A 26320-nucleotide genomic window follows, 5' to 3' on the forward strand; every position below is an offset into this window, starting at 1 on the left:
TATTTACATGGAGAAGATAAATATCCCCCATTTATTAAGCACAACAGCGCATCTTAACAACCCTATTTTACCCACTTCAAAATGGCTATGGCACCAACTTTGGACCAATGCTTTATTTTTCCACTGGACATTTGAACCTAGTTTTATACAATCATTATTACCTGATGGTATTGAAGTAGATACGGTGAATGGGGCGGCGTGGGTATCGTTAGTGGCATTTACCATGGAAGACGTAAGGCCGAGGAATTTGCTGGCGGTAGACTTGGTTTCCTATTTCCACGAAGTGAATGTACGTACATATGTGAAGCGAGGTAACGATCGTGGTGTGTACTTCTTTTCCTTAGAGGCAGGAAAAAGGTTACCCACCTTGATTGCAAAACAATTTTCGGGTATGCCTTACGAATATGCCAATATTCAAAGGCAAGCTTCTTCCTATACCCTTCAAAACCAAAACAAGCAACGCGCTTTCAGTGCCGATTATACAGTAGGGCCTGCAATTGAACACAAAACGGCCTTGGATATATTTCTAACTGAACGATACCATGTAATTCAAAACATTGGTGATGATATCTATAAATATACCGTTCACCATTTACCATGGCCGCTTTCGCAAATGACCACCTCGCAGTTGCACATCCATTACCCATTAGGCGATCGATTGCTTACTGCCAACAACGTGTATAGTATGCAGTATTCGACGGGGGTACGCGTGGTGGCTTGGAAGAAGGAAATATACGCGGCGCTGTAAATTAATTTACCTTTGCGGGGTAACTAAATAGAAGAGCGCACATGACAGCCCGTTATTTCACGGTGGAAGAGTTTAATAATAGTTTCCGCGAGGAGATGTTGTCGGCATTTGCCGTATATGAACAAATGATAGCAAGTGGTTTTCAGCCATATGCCTTAGCCACATTCGAGATCATGTATTCGTCGAACGATATGGAGAACCTCCTGGGATTGAAGAATTTCTTAGAAGGTAACTATCAATTCGAGATGGAAGAAGTACAACAAGGAGCGGGTATTTATACCGTTTCAGGCAGAGCAGAGCCATTCCCGGTTGACAAGGAAACAATGCTGTATTGGGATATTGACCAGTTCTGCACGGCCTTTGAATATGATTGTAAGATTGAGAATTATACGTTGATTTCCCCTATTTCGGAACCGGAGTTCCCGACGATGGATAAAAACGCGGCGGGATACTATATGGAATTGGCGATGGACGCTTACCGTATGCGCAACTTGGGGTATACCATCATTCATCTGTCGACCTTTATAAGAATTAACGACCAGGATGCGCATGCATTTTATGCGAGGGCCATTGCGAAGGACGAATTAAAATTGTGGCACCCGGCGCGTTTGGATTATGATATGGCGCTTGCCCTTGATCCTAATTTTGTGGATGCATATATTAACCGTGCAGCGAATAAAGACGAACGAGAAGAATATGCGGCAGCCATTGAAGACTATACCAAAGCCATTGCTCTTTCCCCGAAAGACGAGGTAGCTTATTATAACCGTGGTAATACTAAGATCAAGATCGGTGATAAGAAAGGAGCTTATGAAGATTGGGTACAAGCCAAAGAATTGGGCGCGAGTTATGCGCAAGCGCAAATTGACAAGTATTTAGACTATTAAACGTAGCATATTTATATATAGAGGATGGCGAGCCGATGGGTTCGCCATTTTTATTTTCGCTCATACTGATTGATAATCAATAACAATTCCCCCTTCACCCAAAAAAAGTTTAAAAAAAGAAAGGTAATAATTTGTTCGTACGAATTTTTTCCTACCTTTATATCATGAAGAAAGACAAGAACACTTCCGTGCAAGCTGAGCCTACCAAATCGGAGTTGGAAATACTCCAAGTATTATGGCAGCATGGCCCGAGTACTGTTCGATTTGTGAATGACAAGTTGAACGAGGAAAAGCGCGCAGTGCAGTATACCTCTACTTTAAAGCTCATGCAAATCATGGTGGAGAAGCAGATGTTGCTTCGTGATGAAAGTAGTATGAAGCATGTGTATAGTGCGGCTTTAGAAGAGAGCAAAACGAAAGGAGAAATGTTAGACCGGATTGTTGACAATATGTTTGGTGGTTCGCCTAGCAACTTGGTGATGCAATTATTGGGTAATTCTAATCCCAGCAAGCAAGAGATCGACGCCATTAAAGGCATTTTAAAATCGCTAGAATAATTCCAGTTCACATCTACGAAGAAAAACAACCTGTATGCTGCATTCCTTATTACCCGGTTTTATACAAGAAGCCACGCTCCGAGCGTTGGGGTGGACCCTTATTCATTCCATCTGGATTGGTCTTATTTGCTCGTTGGTAGCCGGCGTGGTGATTGCTAGTACGCGGTCGTCGAAACCAACGGTACGGTATAATTTATTAGTGGGTATATTGATTAGTTTTTTAGCAGGTACGGTATCTATTTTTATATATGAATTACGTGAAGCCATTCATGTATATCAATTATTAGCAACACAACAAACATCGTTTGTAGTGATCCCCGAAGAAATGATTGTCGCTCCTTCCGCCTTTGCGATGTCCAATCGATTTTACACACCATTACTGCAATGGTTGGATGCCAATACAGCATTGATTGTGTATACATGGTTAGTTGTATTGGTGTGGAAATCTTTGGCCTTGGCGAAAGACTTGTATGGTGTTCATAGGTTAAGAACACGGCAAACTTTTGTTGTTGACGAGGTTTGGAATGAGCGTATAAAAGAATTGGCGCAACGTTTACAGATCAAAAAGGCAGTGCAATTATTAGAGTCGGGTATTGCAAAAGTTCCAATGGCCATGGGACATTTAACACCGGTGATCTTATTGCCTGTTGGGTTGTTAACGGCGCTCAGCCCGGCGGAGATTGAGGCTATTTTATTACACGAGTTGGCGCATATTCAGCGGAGGGATTACCTCGTGAATTTGATGCAGCGCTTGGTAGAAATTGCTTTCTTTTTTAACCCGGCTGTCATGTGGATTTCATCACTCATCAAAATTGAAAGAGAGAACGTAGCAGATGATGTTGCGGTTTCGTTGAGTGATAGTAAAACCACGTATATTAAAGCGCTTGTAGCGTTCCAGGAGTACAATCAATCCGCCTCTCCTATTGCTGCAGCTATTACAGGGCCGAAAGATTTTTTACTGCAACGTGTGAAGCGTATTGTTTATAACACTAACAAACCGCTGAACAGTATGGAAAAATTATTTGTCATTGTCTGCGTGTTTTTTACCGGCATCCTAACTATAACATTTGCTAAAGTAGAAGCGCAAGAACAAACAAAACAAACGAAAAAAACTGCTATTGATACTTTACCGAGTCCTCAAAGGCAGGTATATGTGATCGATTCATCTTACCAATTCAAAAAAGTTAAAAAGCATATTCAAAAAACATCCGATTCTGGTTTTGTATTGATCAAGCCAAATTTCTCTACGGCTTACCAAGCTATGTACAATCAAAGAATGGAGATTGCTAAGAATGGTACACAGGAACAAAAGGATTCTCTATTGACTTTGTTAGCATCGCCCAAATTCAATGTAACATTCGACACCTTAGTATACGGTAATAAGTATAAGTTGAAACCTTATGTTGTTGCAAGAAGAGGCGCTGATGGCAAAATTAAACGCGAGATCAAATATCACCGTGTTCCCAATACCAGCTTTAGAACTATCGCAAGCGATTCTGCCTTTAATAAGATTAGAATGATGGGACAAACGGCGTTGACAAGGAAAGCATTTGATTCTATGAAGGCGATGCATACGTTCCGCATGGTAGGTAATAGTGCATTTTCAGTAACACAACCTGCACCAAGAATTGTGTACACTAAAGCGATGATGGATTCAGTACAAAAATTATATAAGAACCATCCGAATTTAAAGTATGTGTATACGAAAGCCATGGCAGATTCTGCTTTCAAGAAATATGGCAAGAACCAATCAATGGTGTATGCAAGAGTAATTCCCGACACTGTATATACAAATCGCCAAGGGAGGGTATTTAATAATACCATGTTAAGAGATAGCGCCCTTCGTAATAAAGTGTACTTTATAGAAAATGATCAAAGAAAAAGAATTTCATATGATTCATTGATGAAAAACTACAAGTATGAAAGATTCCGTAAAGCAGCACCCAACAACGACACTGTTGTGAGTAGCGTTCCTTGGGATCAATTACGAGATAGTTACAGCAAGGATCAGCAGCTTCAACAAGTGATCAAACACAATAATTCTAACTATCGCGGGATGAATAGAAACAACGAAGTATTATATACTTCCCATGCGCCACGCCAAGCTGTTTATAATATTACTTCGCAAACGTGGGTAGGTGAAAGCGGTAGTTATAAGCCTGTTGTAAAAAATTTGGTTAACCAGGATGGCAAACCATCTAAAAATGTTATAGTGATGTGGGAACAGCAAGTAAAACGTCCACAATCGCGTATAATGGTACCTACATTACCAGGAGAAATGAACTAGTAAAATCAACAACCAACCAACATAACTTACCTAACTGTAAATGCGTTAACTTACAGCAACAAAAAGGCGTACAATCATGTACGCTTTTCCCCGTTTAAAGGCGTTTTAGCCAAGCTGTTAACTTCTCAATACTCTGCTCCCATCCCATCGACATTTCCATGGAAACTTTTCTTACTATTGGGGCGGCTTTTATTACGTCGATATTGATCGTCATGTTTGTTGTATGGCCCCCGGGTTGAAGCGAGAGGGAAATTAAATTCACCAATTGCGGATCACCTTGTTCGTCATCGAAAGCAGCCAGTGAAAAAACAAGGTTTTGTGGCGGGTGAATATGATGTACACGACCTGTTGCGGGGAATAACATCCCATCATCGCTTTGCATTAGGATGAGTATATCGCCACCAGGTACGAGATCAAACTCGCAATGTGTAACTGAAAAACCGGCAGGGCCCCACCATTGGGCTATTTGTGCAGCGTTGGTCCATGCGGCAAATACGAGATGACATGGCACCGGTAATGCTCGTTGTATAGATAAATGCGGCATCACGTGATGAAGGTTTGAAGCTGGATATGCCATGAATAAATGTTTGGGTAGTAGCGATCATACGCTTTTACAAACTTAGTTGAAAAGTGGGCCTGTTACGGGTGATGAATGCGACAAAATAAGGTCGCAAACCGACAATCGGTGTTGCTTTCGAAAATGGGGTGTTTTATGCTATAAAAATGTGACGCAATTACACCTTTGGAATGGCGGAATAATGGGTTGGCACGGGTAGAAATTGGCCGTAAGTTTGTATAAGATTTACCTACTAATCCATCTCACGTTATTCATACACCTTCAAAAATCTATTCAAATGGCTTCAGTCAACCCGTATCTTATTTTTAATGATAACTGCGAAGAAGCGTTTCGTTTTTATCATGGCGTATTTGGTGGACCGGAATTGGAATTCCGCCGTTTTAAAGAAATGCCGAAAGACCATTGTGGTGCAGGCGAGGAAAACAAAGTAATGCATGTTTTCTACCCTTTGAAAGATGGCACTGCATTAATGGGTAGTGATCGACCGGCGCAATCGGGTACAACTACCGTGGGCGATAACTTTTCCGTTTGCATATTTACAGAGAGCCGTGAAGAAGCAGACCGTATATTCCAAGGCTTAAGTGTTAGCGGCAAAGTAGAGATGCCCATGGGTGAAACATTCTGGGGAGCGTATTACGGGATGTTTGTTGATAAATTCGGCGTGAATTGGATGGTGCATTACTATCTTCCTCCAAAGCAATAACCTAACAAACATAAAAAAGGCTTTACACAAAATGTAAAGCCTTTTTTTATAGTGATCAATCAAACATGCGATGTATTATTGTTGCGGAATAGCCGACATATCCATATGAAACACTTCCCAAATGTGACCGTCTAGATCGTCAAAACTTTTAGAATACATAAAACCCAGATCGCTGGTTTCATTTGTTACCGTAGCACCTGCTGCGTATGCTTTCTCTGCAATAGCATCCACCGCATCGCGGTTTTCCATGGAAATTGCATTGATTACAGCGGTTGCATTTTTTGCATTCCCAACTGAACGTTTTGTGAATGTTTGGAAGAAAGGTTCTGTAAGTAACATTACATAGATGTCGTTGCTGATAACAATACACGCGGCTTTCTCATCTGAAAATTGTTGGTTAATGCTAAAGCCGAGGGCGGTGTAGAATGTTTTGGATTTTTCTAAGTCTTTTACCGGTAGGTTTACAAAAATTTGCGTTGCCATAAGATGTATATTTTAATAAGGTTTTACTGTGATTAATTACTCTACAAACTTACAAGATACTAGGTAGAATTTACCTGTGTATTACCGACAATCTAAAGGGCTACATACGACAAAATTATGCTGCTTTAACAACAAGGACAGCACATGAAATGTTATCGTAATTAGCCGGTCATGCTTCAAGATATATAACTATATTTACCTCGGTACATTAAAATATAACGTATGGAATTAGGCATTAGTACATTTGGAGAAGTAAACCCCAGCAACGGAGAATCGCTGTCGACGGCATCATTTATCCGCATGCAAGAATTATTAGCGGAGGCGAAGTTAGCTGATGAAGTGGGATTGGATGTATTTGCATTGGGAGAGCATCATCGCCCAGATTTCATTATCTCTTCACCGGAGGTAGCCTTAGGAGCTATTTCGGCGATTACTAAACAGATTCGTTTATCGAGTTCGGTTACTGTATTAAGTTCGGCAGACCCGGTAAGGGTGTACCAGAATTTTGCTACGCTGGATTTGTTATCTGGCGGTAGAGCGGAAATTATGGCGGGACGGGGTTCATTTACGGAGTCGTTTCCTTTGTTTGGGTATAGTTTGAATGATTATGATGCGCTTTTCACGGAGAAGCTCGACATGTTATTACAATTAAACCGCGAGGAAATTGTGAATTGGCGGGGTGAGTTTAGGCCGGGCATCCGGAGTCGTGGTGTATACCCGCGTCCTTACCAGCATTCTTTGCCTATTTGGTTGGCAGCAGGTGGTACACCGGCATCGGCAGCAAGAGCGGGCAGGTTGAATTTGCCATTAGCATTGGCGATATTGGGTGGGCCACCGAGTCATTTTGTGCCCTTTGTAAAACTCTACCGCAAATCGGCCCAAGAAGCGGGGCACGACCCGGCAGCGTTACCATTGGCTATTAATTCTCAATTCTATATTGCGGAGAACAGCGACCAAGCGGCCGACGAGTTCTACCCTACTTACGAGGCCTTGATGAACCGCGTGGGATTAGACCGTGGTTGGTCGCCCATGACACGCGAGCAATTCGAGTATATGCGTATGCCGGAGGGGCCGTTGTTTGTGGGTAGTGCGCAAGAAGTGATCGACAAAATCATTTACCAGCATACCTTGTTCCAGCATTCGCGATTTATAGCACAATTGGTGAAAGGTACCATTACACACGAGCAGGTATTACGAGCGATTCGCTTATTTGGCACCGAAGTGGCACCGGCGGTGCGAGAGGCATTGGGCGTGAAGCAATAGGTTATTTTATGCAAGATAATGATAGGAAGCAGGTTTGAAAAAACCTGCTTTTTTTATGTGCGTGCTTGGATGCCAGCGAATGAGTTTATATTTTGATGGAAATTACGTGCTACATGAAAAGAATTATAGCGATTTTATTATTGTTGATAAGTGGGCAAGTAGTGTTTGGGCAAAGCGTGGTAAGTGGCGATAAGAAGCCACTACGCGTATTGGGGTATTTGTTGAGTGATGAGAATTGGCAAACCGATGTTCAGCAGGTGGACCTAACTAGGATTACAGATATTTGTTTGGCCTTCCTGAATCCCGATTCTACGGGTGCATTCCACACGAAGCCTTCGCTTCGATCGTTTGTACAACAACTCAAGCAGCAAAAGATTCGCACCTTCATTTCCTTGGGTGGGGCCGATGCGCCACCATACATTGCTGAATTAACACAACCGGGAAATCGCCAGCAGTTTATTCGGCACATCGTTGACTTTGCTAGCACGTATGGTTTCGACGGGGTAGATGTAGATTATGAAGGCGAGTATGTGAATTCGAATTATAGTGATTTTATATTGGCTTTGGGAGAAGCATTACGAGCGAAGCAGCTATTAATGACGGCTGCATTGGCGACTTATAATTCGAAATTCATCAATGACCAAGCGATACAGTCATTTGATTTCATCAATATCATGGCATATGATAAAACGGGGCCATGGAACATGAAGAAACCGGGGCCGCATTCATCGTACGAGGCGGCGGTGCAGGATTTTGAATATTACCATGTACAGCGGAAAGTGCCGGCAGAAAAATTGTATATAGGCTTACCGTTTTATGGGTATGTATTTGGGGAAACGGCGGCCCGGAGTATGAAGTATAACCAAATAATTGCGCAATTCCCCGGTGCGGAATATGCCGATGAATGGCCAACTGCCGATGGCACTGTTTATTACAATGGAAAATCGACCATTAAGAGGAAAGTACAATTTGCGCAATCTGCGGGAGCGGGCGGTGTTATGATTTGGGAATTGAAGCAGGATAGTAAAAACGAGCATTCCTTATTACAAGTTATACAGCAATCTAAATAAGAAAAGGCCGGGTAAAACCGGCCTTTTGACATTAAACACATCTACTTGTTATAACACAGGTCAATCCCTTACTACCGTATTTGTTATGCGGGCTTCTTCAGCCATGCGTAACTTGGCGGCTTTTCTTCCTCTAAAAAAGAAGAATAGGTTTAAAAATAACATAGCCCCTAAATAGATACAGAATCCACCAATTTTTGCGCTAAGGCTTTCCATGAGTGCACGGTTTGAATCTAAGTAATGGTAGATTCTCATTGTGGCGAAAGCGAATCCCAAGTTCATTAAGTAAAACCCTGTTTCGAACAATTTATTGGTGGCAAAAGCAATGTCTTGTTTACCCCTGAAAATGTCGAGCATAAAGATCTTGCCGTTCTTGAATAGGGAATGCGATACGTACCAAGTAATGACCAGCACCACCGGTATATATACCAGGTAAGCGATGAGGTAAAAATCTGCTCCGATGTGTACGGGCTTCATATAGTTAGGTTTTATGGTGAGAGGATAAAATTTGTTTCCCGTAATTGTGTATCACGATCATATTCATCCAATGTAAACCAGCTAGGATGAGGAGTATTCGCCCGATCATTTCTACGATTGATTGTACGAGGTACGTCCAAGTAGTAATGTTATGCCAGGTAATAATAATGGCCGTGGCATAGCCGAGGTTTACCAGGTAATAGCCGGTTAGCAGCATTTTGTTTACAAAGAGGGTGAGCTTCTCATCGTTCTCTAACAGTGGTAACACGAAAACATATCCATTCTTAAATAACACGCGGCCCACCCTCGTGGTAATGTAAAAAGTTATAGTTAGGTAAATAGCATAAGCAAGGATGTTCATAACCTTATTGCTTTGATGAAACAAAGATAATTATACTTACCGAATTTTCAAAACTTTCTGAAAGTTTATATGAATAAAAAACTCTTTCCGGCTATGGAAAAGAGTTTTCGATTTAGTTTGAACATCTTACATGCTATGTGGCTCGTCGGCACTTGGGCCGTAGCTACCTGGAATGGGGATATCTAGCAGGCGGAGGTATACGCCTAGTTGTGCGCGGTGATGGATGATTTGACTGAGTGACATCATGATAACGCTGTATTTGGGTTGGGCGCTATGGATGGTATCGCCGGTGCGGAGTGTCCAAATTTCGTCTAATTGGGCTTCGTTGGTTTTTGCCAATGCATCGAGGCCTTGTTGGAGCGACTTTTCGAATAGATTGGTTAATTCCTCGCTGCTGGTAATGGGTTGAGGTTTAAAGTCCATTCCTTCGAAATTGAGTTCATTTGTATCGATTGTCATTTCAATCCATGAAGGCAATTCGGCAATATGGCGGGCAAGGTGGCCCAAGGGCATACTTTTGGGATGCGGGTTCCAATCGAGCTTATCCATGGGCACAAGTGCCAGCATTTTGCGCGTAGTAGGGGCTTCGTTGTTGAGTTGTTGCTGGAATAGTTGAATGATTGTCATGATAGTAAGTTTTATTTGCTGATGTAAAGATGCGAAGGGGTTGTGACAACCCTATGTCAGGAGGCTTTCAAAATATTTTCCGGGTGATGCAAAGGTGTTGATGGTGAATGGTAAATAAATGAAACGTATGGAGTTTGCATTGTAATTGTTTGTATGTGCCAGCAAGCGGTTTAACTTGGCTGTTAATTTGGATTCCTACCATTACCTTTCCTGCGGAAGGGGATGCGTGCCAACATGCGAATAGTTATTAATAACTATTACGTGCTGTATAGAAAAGGTATGTAAGAGTAATAAATGGGATCTTTTTATTGTTAATTGCTCGTTAACATGCATAATTATTTTTCTTGATATAATTCACAGCAAATATTTTCAATGCCATTGTGCTTAACTACTTACCACAAAGGGTTTCGAGGCATTACATTGTACTAATACCAGGATAGCATTAACGTAATTTATTGGAAATAGTTGCTTATTGGGAAGTTAAAATACCGGTTTCCTACAAAACGTTAACAAACGTTTTATAATACATTGTTTAAAAAAAGATGTTTATATATATTCAGTGTAGGCAATGAAGTATTGCTCTACCCAGTGTTAAACCATCATCTGCCACTTTAGTTTATTTCGTTGATTAAACTATTGACACAACATGTTTGATTTGAAAAACAAGCAACACCCAACCCTCACCAACTCCGATACCGATGCAAGTATTGTTTCGGCCTGGCAATTATTTTGTGCAGCCAATAATATAGCTTGCCCAGTATGCGAAGTTTTACATGTATCCCCTACCCAATACGCACAACTTCCATTGCCTCAATTGGTACAAACCATTAAAGCCTTGGAACTAAGTATTAACCAAAGCCTCTCCATGTTCGAAAGGTTGCAGCAGCATAAACTAGACAACTCTGCTGTTCGGGCTTATTTGTTGTTACTACAGGAGCGGTACGGGGTAGCTTTCACTGTTTTGCTGAAACGCAAGAAGGAATCCTAAAATTTCTTATATTTAGAATAGGTTTGATTGACTCCGTAGCTCAGTTGGTAGAGCAACAGACTCTTAATCTGTGGGCCCAGGGTTCGAACCCCTGCGGGGTCACTTGGTTGTACGAATAATCAAATATGCGTACACAATATAACTGCTAGGTGACTTGTTATCTACGGGGAATAATTACTTCCCTATTCTTCATTTGACCACTACATTGTGTTGATCACGTCATTGGGTACATGCAATAATTATCACCTTACACTTAAGTGTAAACTTCATCCACTTCCCTCCATCCTTACAACACTATTTACCTAAACGTTAGGATTATTATCCCGTAAAATATATATTTGGCCATAAAGTAGTCAGCATTGCAAAACAATGATTCCCATAGTGATAATGATCTAATCGTACTTTTAAACGAGGGTGATACGGCGGCATTTGATAAACTTTTTATTGAAATGTACCCTGCTCTATGCTTATTGGCGAATAAGATTGTTGAAGATGAGGCCGCAGCAAAGGACATTGTTTCGGAAGTGTTTCTTCAATTATGGAAAAGTAGAACCTTATTGCAGGAGGTGAAAAGCATCAGCGCCTATCTATACGTATCTACGCGGAACCGTTCCTTCAATCACTTAAAAAAACTACAACGCGAAGAAAGAAAAGCACAAGAGGCACAAACCATCCAAGCGAATGAGAAATCGTACGAAGATATTCTACAAGATGTTTTTAAGGCCGAAACTGTGCGCGTACTACATGAAGCCATTTTAACATTACCAACTGAATGCGCCAAAGTGGTGCAATTAAATATTGAAGGGTTTAGCACCAATGAAATTGCCCAACAACTAGGTATTTCCGCTTCGGCTGTAAGCCATCAAAAGGCCCGGGCTATTAGGCTGCTACGAGAAAAGATAGCACCCGGCATCGCCCTACTCTGCCTATTACTGGCCGAATAATTCACTATTCTTTTTGTGCCCGAAAAAAAAATTTGCCAATGGAAGTCAAATCCAGTGACTTACTGTTGTCTATTATAAAACAGACCTTGCCAGATGATGCATGAAGCCGATAAACTAGGAAACAATTTGCTTGACATATTAAGTGCTGCGAAACTTACCGCATTTGAGAAACTAGATAAGTTGTCGGAAGAAGAAAAGCAAGCTTTGGAAAATTGGTTATCGCAAAACAAGGAACATGCAGGTTGGAAATCATCGTTGGATAATGCGCAACAATTAGCTGCGCTTTTACAAGCGTATGCTCAATATAAAGCCGCTGCACCTGCCGCATTAGCAGCATTTCACCAGCAACACTTCATACAAGATAAGCATGCAGCGCCGCCTAGGCGTGTATCGTTCCTACAATTAACATGGCCGCGCTATGCCGCCGCTATTGTATTGCTATTGATGGGTGCTTGGTATTTCTGGCCAACGAACAATGTTCAAACGTTTAAACAAGCGAATAACGATACTATCCAAGTAATGCCCGGGCAAGAAGGTGCTATTCTCACCCTTGCCGACGGTTCTACCATCCAGCTCGATGCTGCCGGCAATGGTATCATAGCCCATCAAAACGGCACAAACTTAACGGTGAACCATGGCCAACTTGCTTATGAAGCCAATGGAAATGCGCCAGCTGAAACTATGTACAATACGCTTACAACGCCAAAAGGACGGCAATTCAAAATTTTGCTGCCCGATGGTACTACTGCTTGGTTGAACGCAGCCAGCTCCATTAGGTATCCTACACAATTCACGGGTGATAGCCGTAAAGTAGACATTACAGGGGAAGTATATTTTGAAGCAGCTACTATACATAAAGGGGGCCGGCTAGTGCCGTTCATGGTGAATGCCAACAACAAGTTTGAAATAACAGTACTCGGCACCCATTTTAATGTGAATACCTATTCCGACGAACCCACCATGCATACTACCCTACTCGAGGGCAAAGTAGCCATAGCCATGAACCGTCCAAATGGGAAAGAACAAATTATCCTTCAGCCTGGCGAACAGGCTTCGCTAACCATGCAAGGTGATATTGTAAAAAACAGGGTGATTAAGCCCGCCGATGTAGAGAAAATTATGGCTTGGAAGAATGGCGTGTTTGATTTTAATGATATGAAAATTGACGAGGTAATGCGCCAGTTAAAAAGATGGTATGATATAGATGTAAAATATGAATCCGGGGTACCGGATATTGAATTCGTAGGAAAAATGACGCGGGATATCCCGCTGAATGGATTATTAATAGCACTAGAAAAATCGAATGTTCATTTTAGACTAGAAGGCAGAACACTGATTGTTATGCACTAATGCACTAAAATTAAAAACCGGGACACGATTGGCGTCGTTCCCGGCAGAATTTTAGTCGCTTTTATAAAAGGTCTCGCAAACCGTTTTTTATTCACAACCAAAATTAGTTTACAAGTTATGCAAAAACCTGCGTATGGTAACCTGTATTTTTCTACGCGGCGTAGAAACAGGTTGCCGGCACAAATTTCAAAAATCATGCGGCTGCTACCTATTTTCTTGATCACGGCCCTCAGTTCCGTGCATGCGGCTGTTTCTGCCCAGTCTGTCACGCTTTCAGGTAAAAACCTATCGTTAAAAAAAGTATTTTCTGTGATAGAAAAACAAACGGGCTATGTGTTGTTTAGTAATAAAGAGTTGCTTTTAAACGCAAAGAATGTTTCAGTTTCTGCTACAGATCTTCCATTAACTAAAGTATTAGACTTGGTGCTCAAAAACCAAGGCCTCGATTATGTACTGCAAGGTAAAACCATCATTCTTTCTGGCAAACCTTCCACCACGCCTTCCGCTACTCCTTCTTCCGAAGTATCAGTAGCGGCAGCTATTACCGGTGTAGTAACCGATATAGAAGGCCGACCATTACCAGGTGTTAGTATTCAAGTAAAAGAAACTCAAAAGGGCGTTGCCACTGCTGCAGATGGTAGCTTTTCTGTGAGTGCAACAGAAGGCAATACACTTCGTTTCACTTACATCGGCTATACACCCCGTGAAATAACCGTAACTGCGCAGATGCTCAAAGAAGGACAACCACCCCTTCTTGTAAAATTAAGCCAAGCTTCTACCAAGCTCGACGAAGTAGCCATTACTATTAATACCGGTTACCAATCTATTTCTAGGGAAAGAATGACGGGCGCCTATTCTTCTATGCAAACCAAACGATTAGAAGGGAAGCTACAACCCAACTTACTTTCAATCATAGAAGGTCAAGCTGCCGGTGTGGCTATTACGAAAGAAGGTAAAGTAGAAGTACGCGGACGATCTACCTTCCTTGCTAATGGCGAACCTTTAATTGTTATTGATGGCTACCCTGCGCCTGGTGGTTTAGAAACCGTGAATATCGATAACGTTGAAACTATTACTGTATTGAAAGATGCCGTAGCAGCATCTATTTATGGTGCGCGTTCATCGAATGGTGTAATTGTTATTACCACCAAAACAGCGAAGAACGGGAAACTACAAATAGGCTATAAAGGTAGTACGGGTATGACATTACGTCCCACCCTCTCTTACCTCAATAAAACAAGCGGTGCTGATTATGTGGATGCAGAAGTTGATTACTACAACAGTGATGCTGCAAATGTTTCATGGGATTATGAAGGCATTGGGTATTATGGTCGTGTTACCCAATTAATGGTCATGAAAGACCAAGGTTTGCTTTCTGAAGATGAAGTAAATACCGAATTAGCCCAGTTGAGGAAAAATAATACCCTCGACCAGTTAGAGCGAAATTTATTCCGTAGTAGTCTTACACAACAACATAATATTTCGATCTCTTCCAACACCGATAAGTTCGCTACCAATGCTGCCATTCGTTACATCGCCAACCAAGGAAACATGAAAGGCATTAGTAACGATCGCTTGATACTTGATTTAAAGAACGATTGGAAACCGAGCAAGCATGTAACTGTTAAAATGTTTTCCAATATCAATTTCTTCAACAGTAAATCACCCATGGACGCTGGCGATATGCTCGATTTTACGAATTGGAAAATCATGAGACCTTATTACAATATCGTTGATCAACAGGGAAACTCGCAGAATATTCCAGCTGTAAGGCCCGATCTAATTGAGCGCTATAACGATTATGGTGGTTTAAAATCGATGTCTTACAACCCTTTGAAAGATTTAACGATGGCAACTACCAGCAACCAAGCTTTCTTAGCACGGTTAGGGGGTAGTATTTCTGTTAATATCCTAGATGGCTTAAACGCAGAAGCCGGTGGCTCTTGGACGCGTGGTAGTGGCATGCTTCGCAACTTACGTCAAGCGAACTCTTTCTATGTGCGCTCGTTGTACAATGCTTCTTCATCGGTTTCGAACCCAGGAAAGCATTATCTCCCAGAAGGTGCTATGATGAACGAAACGCGCAGTCAAAGCGAAGCCTATACTTTCAGAGCACAAATTAATTATAACAAAACCCTTAATAGGAAACACCGCATTGCTGTTATTGCAGGTAGCGAAGTAAATAAAGACTTAGTGGATAACAATGCTGCACCTACCAGGGTAGGTTATAACGAGCAAGCAGGTACTTTTGCCACATTCAATTACCTCGATTATAATAGTAATGCCTATGCTGCCGATTTCTTATTCCCTGAAGGAATAGATGTATTAAGTAACGGTTCTTATGCTTTACGTGATAACCGCTTCTTCTCGGTGTATACCAATGGCTCGTACGAGTTCGACAACCGTTTCCTCGTAAGTGGTAGTGTTCGTATCGACCAAGGTAACCTATTCGGCACCAATCCTAAGTATCGATACAAACCAAACTGGTCGGTAGGTGGTACCTATAAACTTGGCCAAGAGAAATTCTTCCATGTTCCTTGGATTGACAAACTAGATATTCGTGCATCGTATGGTATTAATGGTAATATCTCCTTTACACAAGGTCCTTACTTGTTGATTACACCAGCCAATTACTCCGCTATTACAGGCGGTATTCCGTATACGATTTCATCGTTACCAGATAACAACTTACGCTGGGAGCGTACCTTGATTACCAACGTTGGTACCGATGTTCGCTTAATGAGAGGACGTTTGAACTTTACACTTGATTTCTATAACAAATTGAGTAAAGATTTATTAGCGCCCGACTTCATTGATCCTACTTACGGTAGATTCATGATTACAAGGAATGCAGGTACATCAAGGAATACGGGTATCGAGTTATCGTTGGAATCTGATGTTGTGAAAAAGGATCGTTTCAATTGGAACGTGGCCTTCAATGGTAGCTACAATAGAAGCAAGGTATTGCAATTCAATTACGATTATCTAAATCCTAATGTACTCACCTTTAGTTATTCTAGTAACTTATTAGGAAGCAATGCAGGTGCTGTATTAAAAGCAGGCTACCCACTCGATGCCATTTTCAGTTACCAGTTTGCCGGCTTAGATAACAGTGGTACACCACAATATTATGCTGCCGACGGGAAAAAAATATATGGTAACGACCTTGCTGTAAAAGACATGGTATATTCTGGTACTGCTAGGCCGAAGTTTATACTTAGTCTTACCAATACTGTTAGCTATGATCGTTTTGACCTTTCGTTTATGATGATTGCGAAACTAGGTGCTGTATTCCGTAGAGATGCCTTTAACGGTGATAATATTGATCATAAGGATGTTTCCTTACGCTGGCGCAAACCAGGAGATGAGAACCATACTATTTATCCTAAATTGGCCGCGTTCAGCTCAGATGCATGGTATTTCCCGTATACATCTATGATGGTTCAAAAAGGCGATTTCATGAAGTTGCGAGACCTCACATTGGCTTATAGATTGAATAATAAAATATGGGGTAATACCGGGTTAAATAGTGCCAGGATCTATTTTCAAGGCCGTAACCTAATGACGGTAGCAGCCAATAAATATGGCATAGACCCGGAAACAATCGAGCAAAGTGTAAATATGAGCGTGAAAAGAACCTTGCCAATGCGACCTGAATTTTATATCGGGTTTTCTGTAAATCTCTAATCTAACTATTATGATCAAAGTAAAATATTCATTACTCTTTGCGGGTGTTTTGTTGATGAGCTCCTGTAAGAAGTATCTCGACGTAAAACCTAAAGGGAAATTGATTCCTTCATCCGTAGCAGATTATGATCACCTGCTCGACAACTCTGGTACAGTTGAACTGAACTTCCTCGATGGGAATAAAGGCTCTGTACTAGCTACGCTAGGTGATAACCTCGAAATTACAGAAGGGCAAGGCAAAGTGGGATTCATACTAACTAGTCACCCGAATATTGAGCGCTATTACGGTTATACCTTCCGCCAGCCTTATAAAAACCCCAACATCGATGATCAATTTTGGAGTTCGGGGTCTCAAGGTATGTATCCACAGATTTCTTATTTCAACAACGTAATTGAGGGTATCAAAAACCTGGGCCAGCAATCACCAGAAGATGAGGCATTGGGTAAAGTTTCCACTGCGCAGGCGATCGTAGCAAGGGCATGGTGCTATTTAAATGGAAACATGATATATGGCCCTGTTTACAAACCAGGAGGCGACAATTCAACGAAAACCATCCCTTACGTAGTAGATATTGATATTAACAAACCTATCCCTGGCCTATCTACATCGGAAGAAGTAGCTACCCGTGTACTCCGTGAATTACATGCAGCACTACCGAATCTTCCGGTACGCTCTACGTGGCCTTCCCGTGCTAGTAAATCTACCGGTTACGCAATGTTAGCCTACTACCATCTCTTTACCCAAAAGTATGATAGTGTAGCACATTATGCTAACTTGGCTTGGCAAATTGCCGGTACACCGGCAGCCGTTCTATATGATTATAACAAATTAAGATTAGCTGATCCTTCTAGGCCGCTTACTTCGCTGATTCTTAGTTCACAAGATGGCAATATCAACCTTGTTAATAGCCGGGAAATTCTATTCTATAGAGCTACGGATAAAGATGCCGGTCAAGGTGCGTCTTTATCTTATCCATCTGCTGAAATGATTGGTTTATACGATCACGCGAATGATCTTCGATATAGTTTCTTCTACATTAATTCCCCTGGTTATAAAACAACATTAGGTGGTGGTTACGATGATGGTATGCGTATTAGCAATTACCGTTTCAGGAAAACAAAAATGACGGATGGTATCTCTTGGCCTGAAGTATTGTTGATGCGTGCGGAAGGGTATGCTAGGATGAATAAATTGGATTTAGCCATTGCTGATCTCAATACACTTCGCCAGTACCGTTTTAAACCTGGCACGCCTGCTTTAACAGTGGGTACGCAAGACCAAGTTATTCAATGGGTATTGGAAGAAAGAAGACGTGAATTACCATTGGGTGGTTTTAAAAGATTCATGGATTTGAAACGCTTCACATTAGAAAAAGGGAAACCTTGGGCTAAGACACAAATCACCCACAAAGTTGGTGCACAAACGTATACCGGTACAATTGATTCTAAGGATTTCATTATACCGATTAGTAACGTGGTGTTGAAGTTCAACCCTAATTGGGGTATTCCATTGGAAACACGTTCTTATTAATCGTTTAATCAATTAACATGCAAAAATTATTCTCAGCTATCATAATGGTTGGCTTTGCCATCAACGCAAATGCGCAATCAAAAGTGGTGATTAAAGGAACCATAAAAGGTGACTTGAAAGGGTACAATAAAATCTACGTGTTTGGCGATAACATACAAGAAGATTCAACAATAGTAAAAAACGGCCACTTCTCTATCAGTATTCCTTACGTAAAAGATGCCATTCCGTATATACATGCCGAATATGATACCAAGGTAAAGAAAGGTCCACAAGCATTCCCAGTTGTAATTGACCGTCCTTGTACTGTGAATATAGAAGTAACAGATGTAAACAAGGGACTTCGTGCCGGTAAAATTAGTGGCAATAATGCAGCTATTGCATTCCAAGCCTTCGAGCAGGGAAGAGAGCAATTGAGAGACGACATGAGAGCCACCGTAGCTGCGCAATTCCCGAACAAGCCGCCGGGTGACTCTTCCTACAATAAAGCTTTTGTGAAACTATTACAGGAAAGAATGATACCCTATATTAACAACTTCGTGGAAACGAATGCTAATAACTACGTAGGTGCATTTATTCTAGGTCGTTACCAAGCTATTATACCACAAGAGGATCTCGAAAAGTTGTATAACAAGCTGGGTAAGGCACAAAAAAGTACAGCACCGGCGAATGAAGTACAAGGTCGCTTGGTTGGGTTTAAACGTGCTGTAACAGGTTTTGAAGTGAGAGATTTCTCTTTAAATACACCCAAAGACCAGGCCGTTGCTTTTAGTAGTTTCCGTGGGAAATATGTGTTGATTGATTTCTGGTCGAGCTGGTGCGGCCCCTGTAAAGCAGCCTTTCCTCATATGAAAGAACTGTACGAAAAGTACCGCAGTGATAAGTTTGAGATTTTGGGTATTTCAATCGACACCGACAAAGCTGCTTGGTTAAAAGAATTAGACAAGCAAAAACTGCCTTGGCCGCAATTACTGGATACCAAGAATATATCAATCAACAGCTTTGCTGTAACTGCCGTTCCAACAGCGTATTTAATTAGTCCTGATGGGAAGATAATGATGAAACAGGTAGGTTTTGGTGAAGAAGGTGATAGTGAAATTGAAGTAAAACTGAAAGAACTGTTTGGAAAGTAAAGCAATGATAATAACTATATCCAAAACTATATCCAACCATACATATTACCCATTCTAAACCTTGAGCGTTTACAAAACCTGCGGCATCGCAGGTTTTGTTTTTAGTGCATATTTCAACCACCTATAACATTATAATTCACCGCGTTACTTATGCCGAAATAAGCCGTAACTTTAACCATATGAATACCCATCCACCATTACAGTCATTCTTACAACACCACACAACGCTAACACCACAAGAATATGCGCTCGTATCCCAATACGCAGAAACCACGGCAATAGAAGCCGGTCATGTATTGCTTTCTGAAGGTAAAATCGCTAAAAAGTTATTCTTCGTGAATGATGGTTATCTCAAGATTGTAACGACCAACGAAAAAGGTAACGACGTCATCCAATTCTTTATCAAGCCGCATAAGTTCTGCACGATCTTGTATAGTTTTAAAGAAAATGTGCCTTCACAAGAAAGCATACTTGCTGCCACCGATGCATCTATTACATTTTTCACAAAAGAGAATTTAGCACAGCTTTATAGTGAACTTCCACATTTGCAAGAAGCGATAGAGAGAATTACACATAATGAACTACTTTCGAAAATACAAGCGCGCAACCAACTGATGGGGGAAGAAGCGACTATTCGTTATCAAAGGTTAGTGGCGAATAACCCCGATTTGTTGCAACATGTGCCTTTAAGTGATATTGCTTCTTTCTTGGGTATTACACAACAATCGCTTAGTAGGATTAGGAAAAGTATTAGTTAAAATGCATCATTATCCTACCCTGCCATTCATTGAATATATTGCTGAGTAGGATAACTTGCTACTAATTCCATTACACTAATACAGCACCTCCATCAATCACAAAAGTTTGTCCTGTTGCGAATGTTTGTTGCATGAGGAAAACAAATGTTTGGGCTATTTCTTCGGCCTCACCTACTCTTTTCAGTAATAGCGAATTGCCAACATTTGTATAGAATGCGGCACGTTCGGTTTCCGGCATGCTATTCCATAAATTGGTTTTAATAACACCTGCTGCTACTGCATTTACACGTATAGGCGACAATTCTACGGCCATGGCCCTACAGAAAGCTTCAATTGCACCACACATGCTAGCTGCTAAGAACCAACCTGCACCAGGTCGAGCACCTGCGATCCCCCCCATTAGGTTAATAGAGCCTCCGGGATTTATATGCGGAGTTGCATACTTTACGGCTGCCAAGGCACTCCAATAACGCAAGGTGAAAAAGGATTGAGCAGCTTTCAAATCGGTATTACTGAGGTTATGCAATTCGAGATTTTCGGCAGCAGTATACACGAGGTGATCAAACTGGCCAATTGTGCTAAAAAACCGGTGAATATTCGCTTCTTGGCTAAGGTCGACCGTATATCCTTCACTGCCCTTGGGTAATTCGTTTAATGCGTTCTCTAAGCGGGTTGGGTTGCCAGATACAATAACTACCTTTGCACCGCTCGCAGCAGCAGCTTTAGCGGTTGCTAATCCTATGCCGGAGCTGGCACCGAGTACAATTACGCGTTTTCCGCTTAAGTTGTTACGTTGTTGAAAAGTGTCCATTTGATATGATGTTTTATTCACCACAAAAGTCATGCTTCCACCCAGCAAAGCATTTAACATATGGTAAATAAAAAACCCGCCACTACAAACGTAGTAACGGGTACATATGGCAAGTATTTCTTACTGTACGTTTTTGAATAAAACAGGAGCACTACCATATAATGGTGTTCGCCCGTCCCATTTCTCGATAAACTGTTGTTGTATCAACAACGGTGTTAAGGATTGTAAGCGTAATTGGTTTGCCTTCGCTTCTGCCTCAGCTTGGATAATTAGTTTACGGGCGTTTGCTTCTGTTACCTTTAATTCATTTTCTACTTGCAAGGCTTGTTGTACTGCCCGGTTCTTCGCATCTATTGCTTCCGTAATGCTCGCAGGATAAATAATACCAGATGTAAGCTGTAATAGTTCAATACCTTGGCGGTCTAACTCGTGCGATAGTTGCAATTGTACCGACGTTTCAAAGCCTTCGCGGTTTGAAATCATGCTATCGGTGGTGTATTTATTGAACTGAATACGGAAAGCATCTTTTACGTAATTGTACAAAGTTGTGCTGGTAACTTCCTTCAAACTTTTACGGTATTCTTTAAAGATCTGCGGCGTATGGCCCGGCTTTACTTTAAAGGAAATGGTAGGATCTACTTGGAATACCGATCCATCGCGTGCATTCACTGAAAACGCTTCGTAATCGGCTGTTTGCACGAAGGTTGGAAACTCGTAAATAGATTCTGTAAACGGGTTGTACCACACGCGGCCGGTTACCAAAGAAATATCCTGCACACCACGCGATGTACCATATTGCTTGACTTTTATACCTTCATGACCGGCATCGATTCGTGTGCTAAAACTGAAGAAAATAATAATACAGGCTAGAATTCCTCCAAATACAACAATCAAGGGCTTGATCTTACTCATAGGCTGTTGGGCATTTATAGTTGTTACATGATAATTCGCGTTAGGCTCTTCACAATATAACACAAATGTGGTATAACAACAAATCATCAAGCTAAAAAACCCTTACAATTTTCAATACAAATTCCCGTTCTTTAGTCACCGCGATCTAAATCCTTTAACAACAATGAACCTTAGAAAACTCTTACTAGGATGTTGTTCCATCCTACTTATCAACCAAGCCTCGTCGCAACAACTAACCTTCACTCGCCAACAAATGCGCGAAGATGCCGACTCTTTCATTCATATTATTCAACGCGTATCGCCTCATATTCCTGTAAAAAAGGTAGCGTGGCAATACGATGCGATTACATTCATGAAGAAAGCAGCCAAGCGCATTGACACGGTTACCACCGACCTTAGCTTTTACCTTGTGTTGCAAGAACTGTTGAACCTTGCACAAGATCAACATACCAGTACTTGGTTTCCGCAAAGTGAATGGATGCAAACACAAAGTAACCATTACAACAAAACGAGGAACACCTTCAAAATGGCCATCCCTAATACTTATATCGATGGGCAATACATTATCCGTGAAGCATTTGTAGCACTCAACGATACTATTCCAATCGGAAGTGTTATTACGCACATCAATGGGCAACCGGTAGATGCCTATGTTAAAGCACGTGTTGGCGGCCGCAATTACAGTTACGATGCCAAACATCAAAAGTTCTATAGTGGGGGCTTTTTCAAAGATCTTTGGAGCATTTTCTCGGATAGTTTAACACTTACATTCGCTCCTCCTAACCAAGTTGCCAAGTCGTACAAATTGCCTACACGGGAGTTCACAAAGTACTTGCCTGTTAAGTTCAAATACGGCGATAAAACAAAAGTGGAATTCTGGGAACCGGAAAACATTTTGTACATCCGTTTAAAAGAAATGAACAGTGATTCTGTTCCCTTTTTGGAACGGGAAATTGCTAAGTATAAGCATCGTGTGAACGAGATCTCCCGTATTATCGTCGATTTCCGTGAGAATGGCGGTGGCAGTGATACAACATGGCAAACTTTGTATGCCAATATCATCCCAAGCAGCATTCAATACGATTTAAAAATTAGTAGTACCCAAGCTTCCAGTACGAAAAAGGAAACGAATAAGATGCTGGCACAATTGGGGTTGTATAATTTGATTGATAAGCCACAAGTAATAGAACCTGTTGCAAATTCTTTACGATTTAATGGGCCCATTATTGTGCTGTTTGAAAATCATTATTCCAGCGCCGGTAGTGCAATGGCCATACCCAATGCAAGTAAAACGGATAATATCCATGCCATTGGTCGAAAAACAGGCGAATTCTTAGGCGTAGGCTTTTCTCCTGTTTTGTATACGTTACCCCATAGTAAAATGCTTTTCCGCGTAGCGCCTTCTATCGAAACTACTCATCCAACTACGCCTGTTGCTCTTATGCATGACGAATTGGAACAGCAAGTGCCATATAGTATAGAACATTTTAAGTTGATTAGTGCGTATGAAGGGGCTTTATTTGATAGAGAATTTTTGTTGAAGCATGATTTGTTTATCAAAATGGCTTTGACTTATAAATAATTAGATAACACCCATGATGCCCGTATGTACATCATTATACGGGCATCATGGGCAATCATTATCCTAGTCGTGGTTCACCATTTGCCGATACATCATGTAACGGCCACCTGGCATGCGCTTCCACAAGTTTGTACTTTTACCCGTTACATTCGCACCTCCCCCATTCCAAGATACTTTCACAAAGTAATAACCATATTCTACTACGTACTCATCTAAATCTATCATCCGGCTAGCACTAATAACAATTGAATCAATGCTAACCCCATCAGGCTTTTCATGGTCCATGAAGTAAGGTTTTATTTGATCCATACCAACCAGTATTGTTGTGTCGTAGGTGAGATACATACCATCCTCGGCAAAAGTTTCAATTGCGTGTAGTTCTCCTTCGCGGTTTCTTACACGTTTACTTATGAGTGCATTTCGTTCAGCAATGGAATCGCGTAGGCTTGGGCGTACCGTACTTGCAGGAATATAGTTCGGTGTAGCTTTTTGAACGAATCCCAGCACATTGGGATCAATTCTTTTTGTGGCACCCCAAGCATCCGACACTAAAGATAGCTGGCCTTTCTTACCAATACGCCATACCGATAAATACTTACATTCATAAGTAAAGGGCGCCTTCCCTGTTTGTTGGAAGGTTTGGGATGATTCGCCAATTTCGATTAAATGATCGTTGATTTGTTGCAGTTGGATAATACGTTTTGCATACTCCAATGTTTTGGTATGTTTTGCCCACTGCCCGTAGTAGTTCGTAATATCGTTTTTGGTATAGATAGGTGGATGGTATTCCGGCATGCATACACTACTATCTTCGTAATACTGTACCATCCCTTTCACATCCCCACTTTTTGCTGCCCGGGCTTGCTGCGCATGTATTTTTGTTAAGGCTTTGTAATACGGGTAATCCGGTGTTAGTACTTGACTATAACTATGTAACTGGACGCTTACCAGTAAGGTGAGCAATATTAATGTGATACGCATAAATTGTAGCTGAATGGGGATACAAGAAAAGAAGCCGGTCTGAATGGTCTTAGCGGTAATTCGTTAAAGAAAGGCTGATCGTTATCCCTAATATACGCAGAATTTTTAGAGAGCAGGGATTTATTACAAATCCCTGCTATTCAATCTTTATGGTTCAAGCCTGTACTCCACAATGCCTGCCTCCATACCTACCTCTTGGAACCCAAGTCGGTGCAACAAGGTTCTACAAGGCCAGTTTCCTGCCATTGTACGGGCTTTTACAGTTTTTGTGGCAGGTGTTTCCAGTGCCCAATTTATCATGCCCTGTAGCGCCTCCTGTGCATAACCGCGGCCTTGGAATTGTTGATCTAACATGAAGCCTACTTCCACGATGCCTTCGTCGCAGGGCTCACCTACGAACCCAATACCTCCAATACTCAATTGCTTTTCTTCGAGTATGATCTCCCAGTTTGTATACCAAGGATAAGTGGCTGGGTGCTCGGCTGTTTGGGGCAACCAAAAATGCTGTAAGGCATCGTCGACCTCGTTGCGGTACAGCGGGTCGATTAACATTTCCGAAGGTTGTAAACCAATTGCTATTTCCATAGCACGACGATCAACCGTCCACTTTTGAAGCATAGCATGCGTTAACGGTAATAATCTTAACCGTTGGGTTTTTATATAAAACATTGATAATGATCATTGATATAACAATAAAATTTCCGTTCACCCTTTCTCATAAAGGGTTATGTGCCTAAAGGAGAGATTAGGCAGCGTTATACAATGCTAGGCGTTACAGCCTGTAAGTATGTGATAATATGTTGCAGAGGCGTTGTTATAATGCTATAAAGGTATAATTTTGTGCCCATTCTTCTATGAAAATATTTTCAACGCTCCACATCGGCTCTGCCCACCAAAACCATTGCGAAGATTACCTTGTTCATGCTCCTATCGGTACCCAACAGCACCTAATTGCTGTGATGGATGGATGTAGCATGGGAACCGACAGCTACTTCGTTGCCACCTTAACCGGTAAATTACTGAGGAAAATAGCTTGGGAACAATATTGTAAATCATTTGCGGAACAAGCAGCATACGACCCTCCGTTCCTACTCGATTTCACCGCCAAAGTTCTTTTCCAATCACTCAAAACCACCGTTCAAACACTCCAATTAAAACGCGAGGAAACCCTTCATACGCTCATCCTGGGTATTATCGATGAACACACAAAAAATGCCGCTTTCCTGTGCATTGGGGATGGACTAATTTGTGTAAATGGCCAGTTCCACGAGTTCGACCACGATAATCGCCCCGATTACCTCGGCTATCACCTTCACGAAAATGTCGATCATTACATCGATAACCATCCACAAAAAATCTTCATCGAACAACTACAAGACGCCAGCATTTCCACCGATGGTATTTACTCGTTCCGCCCGTACAGCAATAAACGCTTTCCTAACCCACCCAATTTATTACATTACCTGCTCACAGACCGGCAACTGGTAGACACCAACAATATGCTCGACCGTAAAGTAAAAGATATACATGCAGAATGGGGTCTTGCCCCTTTTGATGACCTCGGTATCATTCGCGTTACCTTATAAAAAAACCGCCTCTATTGTATAGA

General features: G+C 41.5%; 25 protein-coding genes and 1 tRNA gene. 17 read left to right on the forward strand and 9 right to left on the reverse strand.

What is annotated here, in order from left to right; all coding sequences use genetic code 11:
• The first annotated feature begins 7 nt into the window (after positions 1–7).
• The 4 genes from LX64_RS05350 (at position 8) to LX64_RS05365 (ending at position 4479) form a co-directional block, all read left to right on the forward strand.
• Positions 8–748, forward strand: coding sequence for a YqjF family protein (locus LX64_RS05350; protein ID WP_111596592.1), 741 nt, complete (start codon positions 8–10; stop codon positions 746–748).
• Positions 749–789: 41 nt separating this feature from the next.
• Positions 790–1635, forward strand: coding sequence for a tetratricopeptide repeat protein (locus tag LX64_RS05355; protein ID WP_111596593.1), 846 nt, complete (start codon positions 790–792; stop codon positions 1633–1635).
• A 164-nt stretch (positions 1636–1799) separates the two neighbouring features.
• Positions 1800–2192 (forward strand): BlaI/MecI/CopY family transcriptional regulator, encoded by a 393-nt coding sequence (locus LX64_RS05360; RefSeq protein WP_111596594.1) that lies wholly within the window; start codon positions 1800–1802, stop codon positions 2190–2192.
• Between the two features lie 34 nt (positions 2193–2226).
• Positions 2227–4479 (forward strand): M56 family metallopeptidase, encoded by a 2253-nt coding sequence (locus LX64_RS05365; protein ID WP_111596595.1) that lies wholly within the window; start codon positions 2227–2229, stop codon positions 4477–4479.
• Positions 4480–4573: 94 nt separating this feature from the next.
• Here LX64_RS05365 and LX64_RS05370 read toward each other — a convergent pair whose 3' ends face one another.
• Entirely contained in the window at positions 4574–5056 is a 483-nt protein-coding gene (locus LX64_RS05370) for an SRPBCC family protein (RefSeq protein ID WP_111596596.1), read from the reverse strand.
• A gap of 277 nt (positions 5057–5333) precedes the next feature.
• Here LX64_RS05370 and LX64_RS05375 point away from each other — a divergent pair, with 277 nt between their 5' ends.
• Positions 5334–5759, forward strand: a complete 426-nt coding sequence (locus LX64_RS05375; RefSeq protein ID WP_111596597.1) for a VOC family protein — start codon at positions 5334–5336, stop codon at positions 5757–5759.
• A 75-nt stretch (positions 5760–5834) separates the two neighbouring features.
• Here the strand turns inward: LX64_RS05375 and LX64_RS05380 are convergent, their stop codons facing one another.
• Positions 5835–6242, reverse strand: a complete 408-nt coding sequence (locus tag LX64_RS05380) for a VOC family protein (RefSeq protein WP_111596598.1) — start codon at positions 6240–6242, stop codon at positions 5835–5837.
• A 222-nt stretch (positions 6243–6464) separates the two neighbouring features.
• On the opposite strand from LX64_RS05380, the gene LX64_RS05385 reads away from it, so the two are divergent.
• Positions 6465–7505, forward strand: a complete 1041-nt coding sequence (locus LX64_RS05385; protein ID WP_111596599.1) for an Atu2307/SP_0267 family LLM class monooxygenase — start codon at positions 6465–6467, stop codon at positions 7503–7505.
• 113 nt (positions 7506–7618) lie between these two features.
• Complete coding sequence (locus LX64_RS05390; RefSeq protein ID WP_158538532.1) at positions 7619–8575, forward strand: glycosyl hydrolase family 18 protein; 957 nt, start codon at positions 7619–7621, stop codon at positions 8573–8575.
• 60 nt (positions 8576–8635) lie between these two features.
• Here the strand turns inward: LX64_RS05390 and LX64_RS05395 are convergent, their stop codons facing one another.
• The 3 genes from LX64_RS05395 to LX64_RS05405 all read right to left on the reverse strand — a co-directional run bounded on the left by LX64_RS05395 (position 8636) and on the right by LX64_RS05405 (position 10037).
• Entirely contained in the window at positions 8636–9049 is a 414-nt protein-coding gene (locus LX64_RS05395; protein ID WP_111596601.1) for a hypothetical protein, read from the reverse strand.
• Positions 9050–9053: 4 nt separating this feature from the next.
• Positions 9054–9410, reverse strand: coding sequence for a hypothetical protein (locus LX64_RS05400; RefSeq protein WP_111596602.1), 357 nt, complete (start codon positions 9408–9410; stop codon positions 9054–9056).
• Positions 9411–9536: 126 nt separating this feature from the next.
• A complete protein-coding gene (locus tag LX64_RS05405; RefSeq protein WP_111596603.1) occupies positions 9537–10037 on the reverse strand; it encodes a DinB family protein in 501 nt (166 codons plus the stop codon).
• Positions 10038–10683: 646 nt separating this feature from the next.
• Between LX64_RS05405 and LX64_RS05410 the strand changes: the two genes are divergently transcribed.
• From LX64_RS05410 to LX64_RS05445, 8 genes are all read left to right on the forward strand, one after another.
• Positions 10684–11025 carry a hypothetical protein gene (locus tag LX64_RS05410; RefSeq protein WP_111596604.1) on the forward strand — a complete coding sequence of 114 codons (342 nt, stop codon included), beginning with the start codon at positions 10684–10686 and terminating at the stop codon, positions 11023–11025.
• Between the two features lie 29 nt (positions 11026–11054).
• Positions 11055–11127: transfer RNA gene (locus LX64_RS05415), tRNA-Lys, on the forward strand.
• A gap of 257 nt (positions 11128–11384) precedes the next feature.
• Entirely contained in the window at positions 11385–11969 is a 585-nt protein-coding gene (locus LX64_RS05420; protein WP_111596605.1) for an RNA polymerase sigma-70 factor, read from the forward strand.
• A 93-nt stretch (positions 11970–12062) separates the two neighbouring features.
• Complete coding sequence (locus tag LX64_RS05425; RefSeq protein WP_111596606.1) at positions 12063–13319, forward strand: FecR family protein; 1257 nt, start codon at positions 12063–12065, stop codon at positions 13317–13319.
• Between the two features lie 195 nt (positions 13320–13514).
• Positions 13515–17006 carry a SusC/RagA family TonB-linked outer membrane protein gene (locus tag LX64_RS05430; RefSeq protein ID WP_158538533.1) on the forward strand — a complete coding sequence of 1164 codons (3492 nt, stop codon included), beginning with the start codon at positions 13515–13517 and terminating at the stop codon, positions 17004–17006.
• 10 nt (positions 17007–17016) lie between these two features.
• Positions 17017–18537, forward strand: coding sequence for a RagB/SusD family nutrient uptake outer membrane protein (locus LX64_RS05435; protein WP_111596608.1), 1521 nt, complete (start codon positions 17017–17019; stop codon positions 18535–18537).
• A 17-nt stretch (positions 18538–18554) separates the two neighbouring features.
• Entirely contained in the window at positions 18555–19667 is a 1113-nt protein-coding gene (locus LX64_RS05440; RefSeq protein WP_111596609.1) for a TlpA family protein disulfide reductase, read from the forward strand.
• A 179-nt stretch (positions 19668–19846) separates the two neighbouring features.
• Complete coding sequence (locus tag LX64_RS05445) at positions 19847–20425, forward strand: Crp/Fnr family transcriptional regulator (RefSeq protein WP_111597037.1); 579 nt, start codon at positions 19847–19849, stop codon at positions 20423–20425.
• Positions 20426–20495: 70 nt separating this feature from the next.
• Here the strand turns inward: LX64_RS05445 and LX64_RS05450 are convergent, their stop codons facing one another.
• Entirely contained in the window at positions 20496–21236 is a 741-nt protein-coding gene (locus LX64_RS05450) for an SDR family oxidoreductase (protein ID WP_111597038.1), read from the reverse strand.
• A gap of 120 nt (positions 21237–21356) precedes the next feature.
• Positions 21357–22148, reverse strand: a complete 792-nt coding sequence (locus LX64_RS05455) for an SPFH domain-containing protein (RefSeq protein WP_158538534.1) — start codon at positions 22146–22148, stop codon at positions 21357–21359.
• A 163-nt stretch (positions 22149–22311) separates the two neighbouring features.
• Between LX64_RS05455 and LX64_RS05460 the strand changes: the two genes are divergently transcribed.
• On the forward strand, positions 22312–23730 hold the full coding sequence (locus tag LX64_RS05460; RefSeq protein WP_111596611.1) for a S41 family peptidase: 1419 nt from the start codon (positions 22312–22314) through the stop codon (positions 23728–23730).
• Positions 23731–23793: 63 nt separating this feature from the next.
• Here the strand turns inward: LX64_RS05460 and LX64_RS05465 are convergent, their stop codons facing one another.
• Together LX64_RS05465 and LX64_RS05470 are read right to left on the reverse strand one after the other, a co-directional pair.
• Complete coding sequence (locus LX64_RS05465) at positions 23794–24711, reverse strand: YybH family protein (RefSeq protein WP_111596612.1); 918 nt, start codon at positions 24709–24711, stop codon at positions 23794–23796.
• Between the two features lie 147 nt (positions 24712–24858).
• Entirely contained in the window at positions 24859–25380 is a 522-nt protein-coding gene (locus LX64_RS05470; RefSeq protein WP_111596613.1) for a GNAT family N-acetyltransferase, read from the reverse strand.
• A gap of 185 nt (positions 25381–25565) precedes the next feature.
• Here LX64_RS05470 and LX64_RS05475 point away from each other — a divergent pair, with 185 nt between their 5' ends.
• On the forward strand, positions 25566–26297 hold the full coding sequence (locus tag LX64_RS05475; RefSeq protein ID WP_111596614.1) for a protein phosphatase 2C domain-containing protein: 732 nt from the start codon (positions 25566–25568) through the stop codon (positions 26295–26297).
• Positions 26298–26320: the final 23 nt, after the last annotated feature.

It is taken from the genome of Chitinophaga skermanii, from assembly GCF_003259335.1.
Classification (GTDB): Bacteria; Bacteroidota; Bacteroidia; order Chitinophagales; family Chitinophagaceae; genus Chitinophaga; species Chitinophaga skermanii.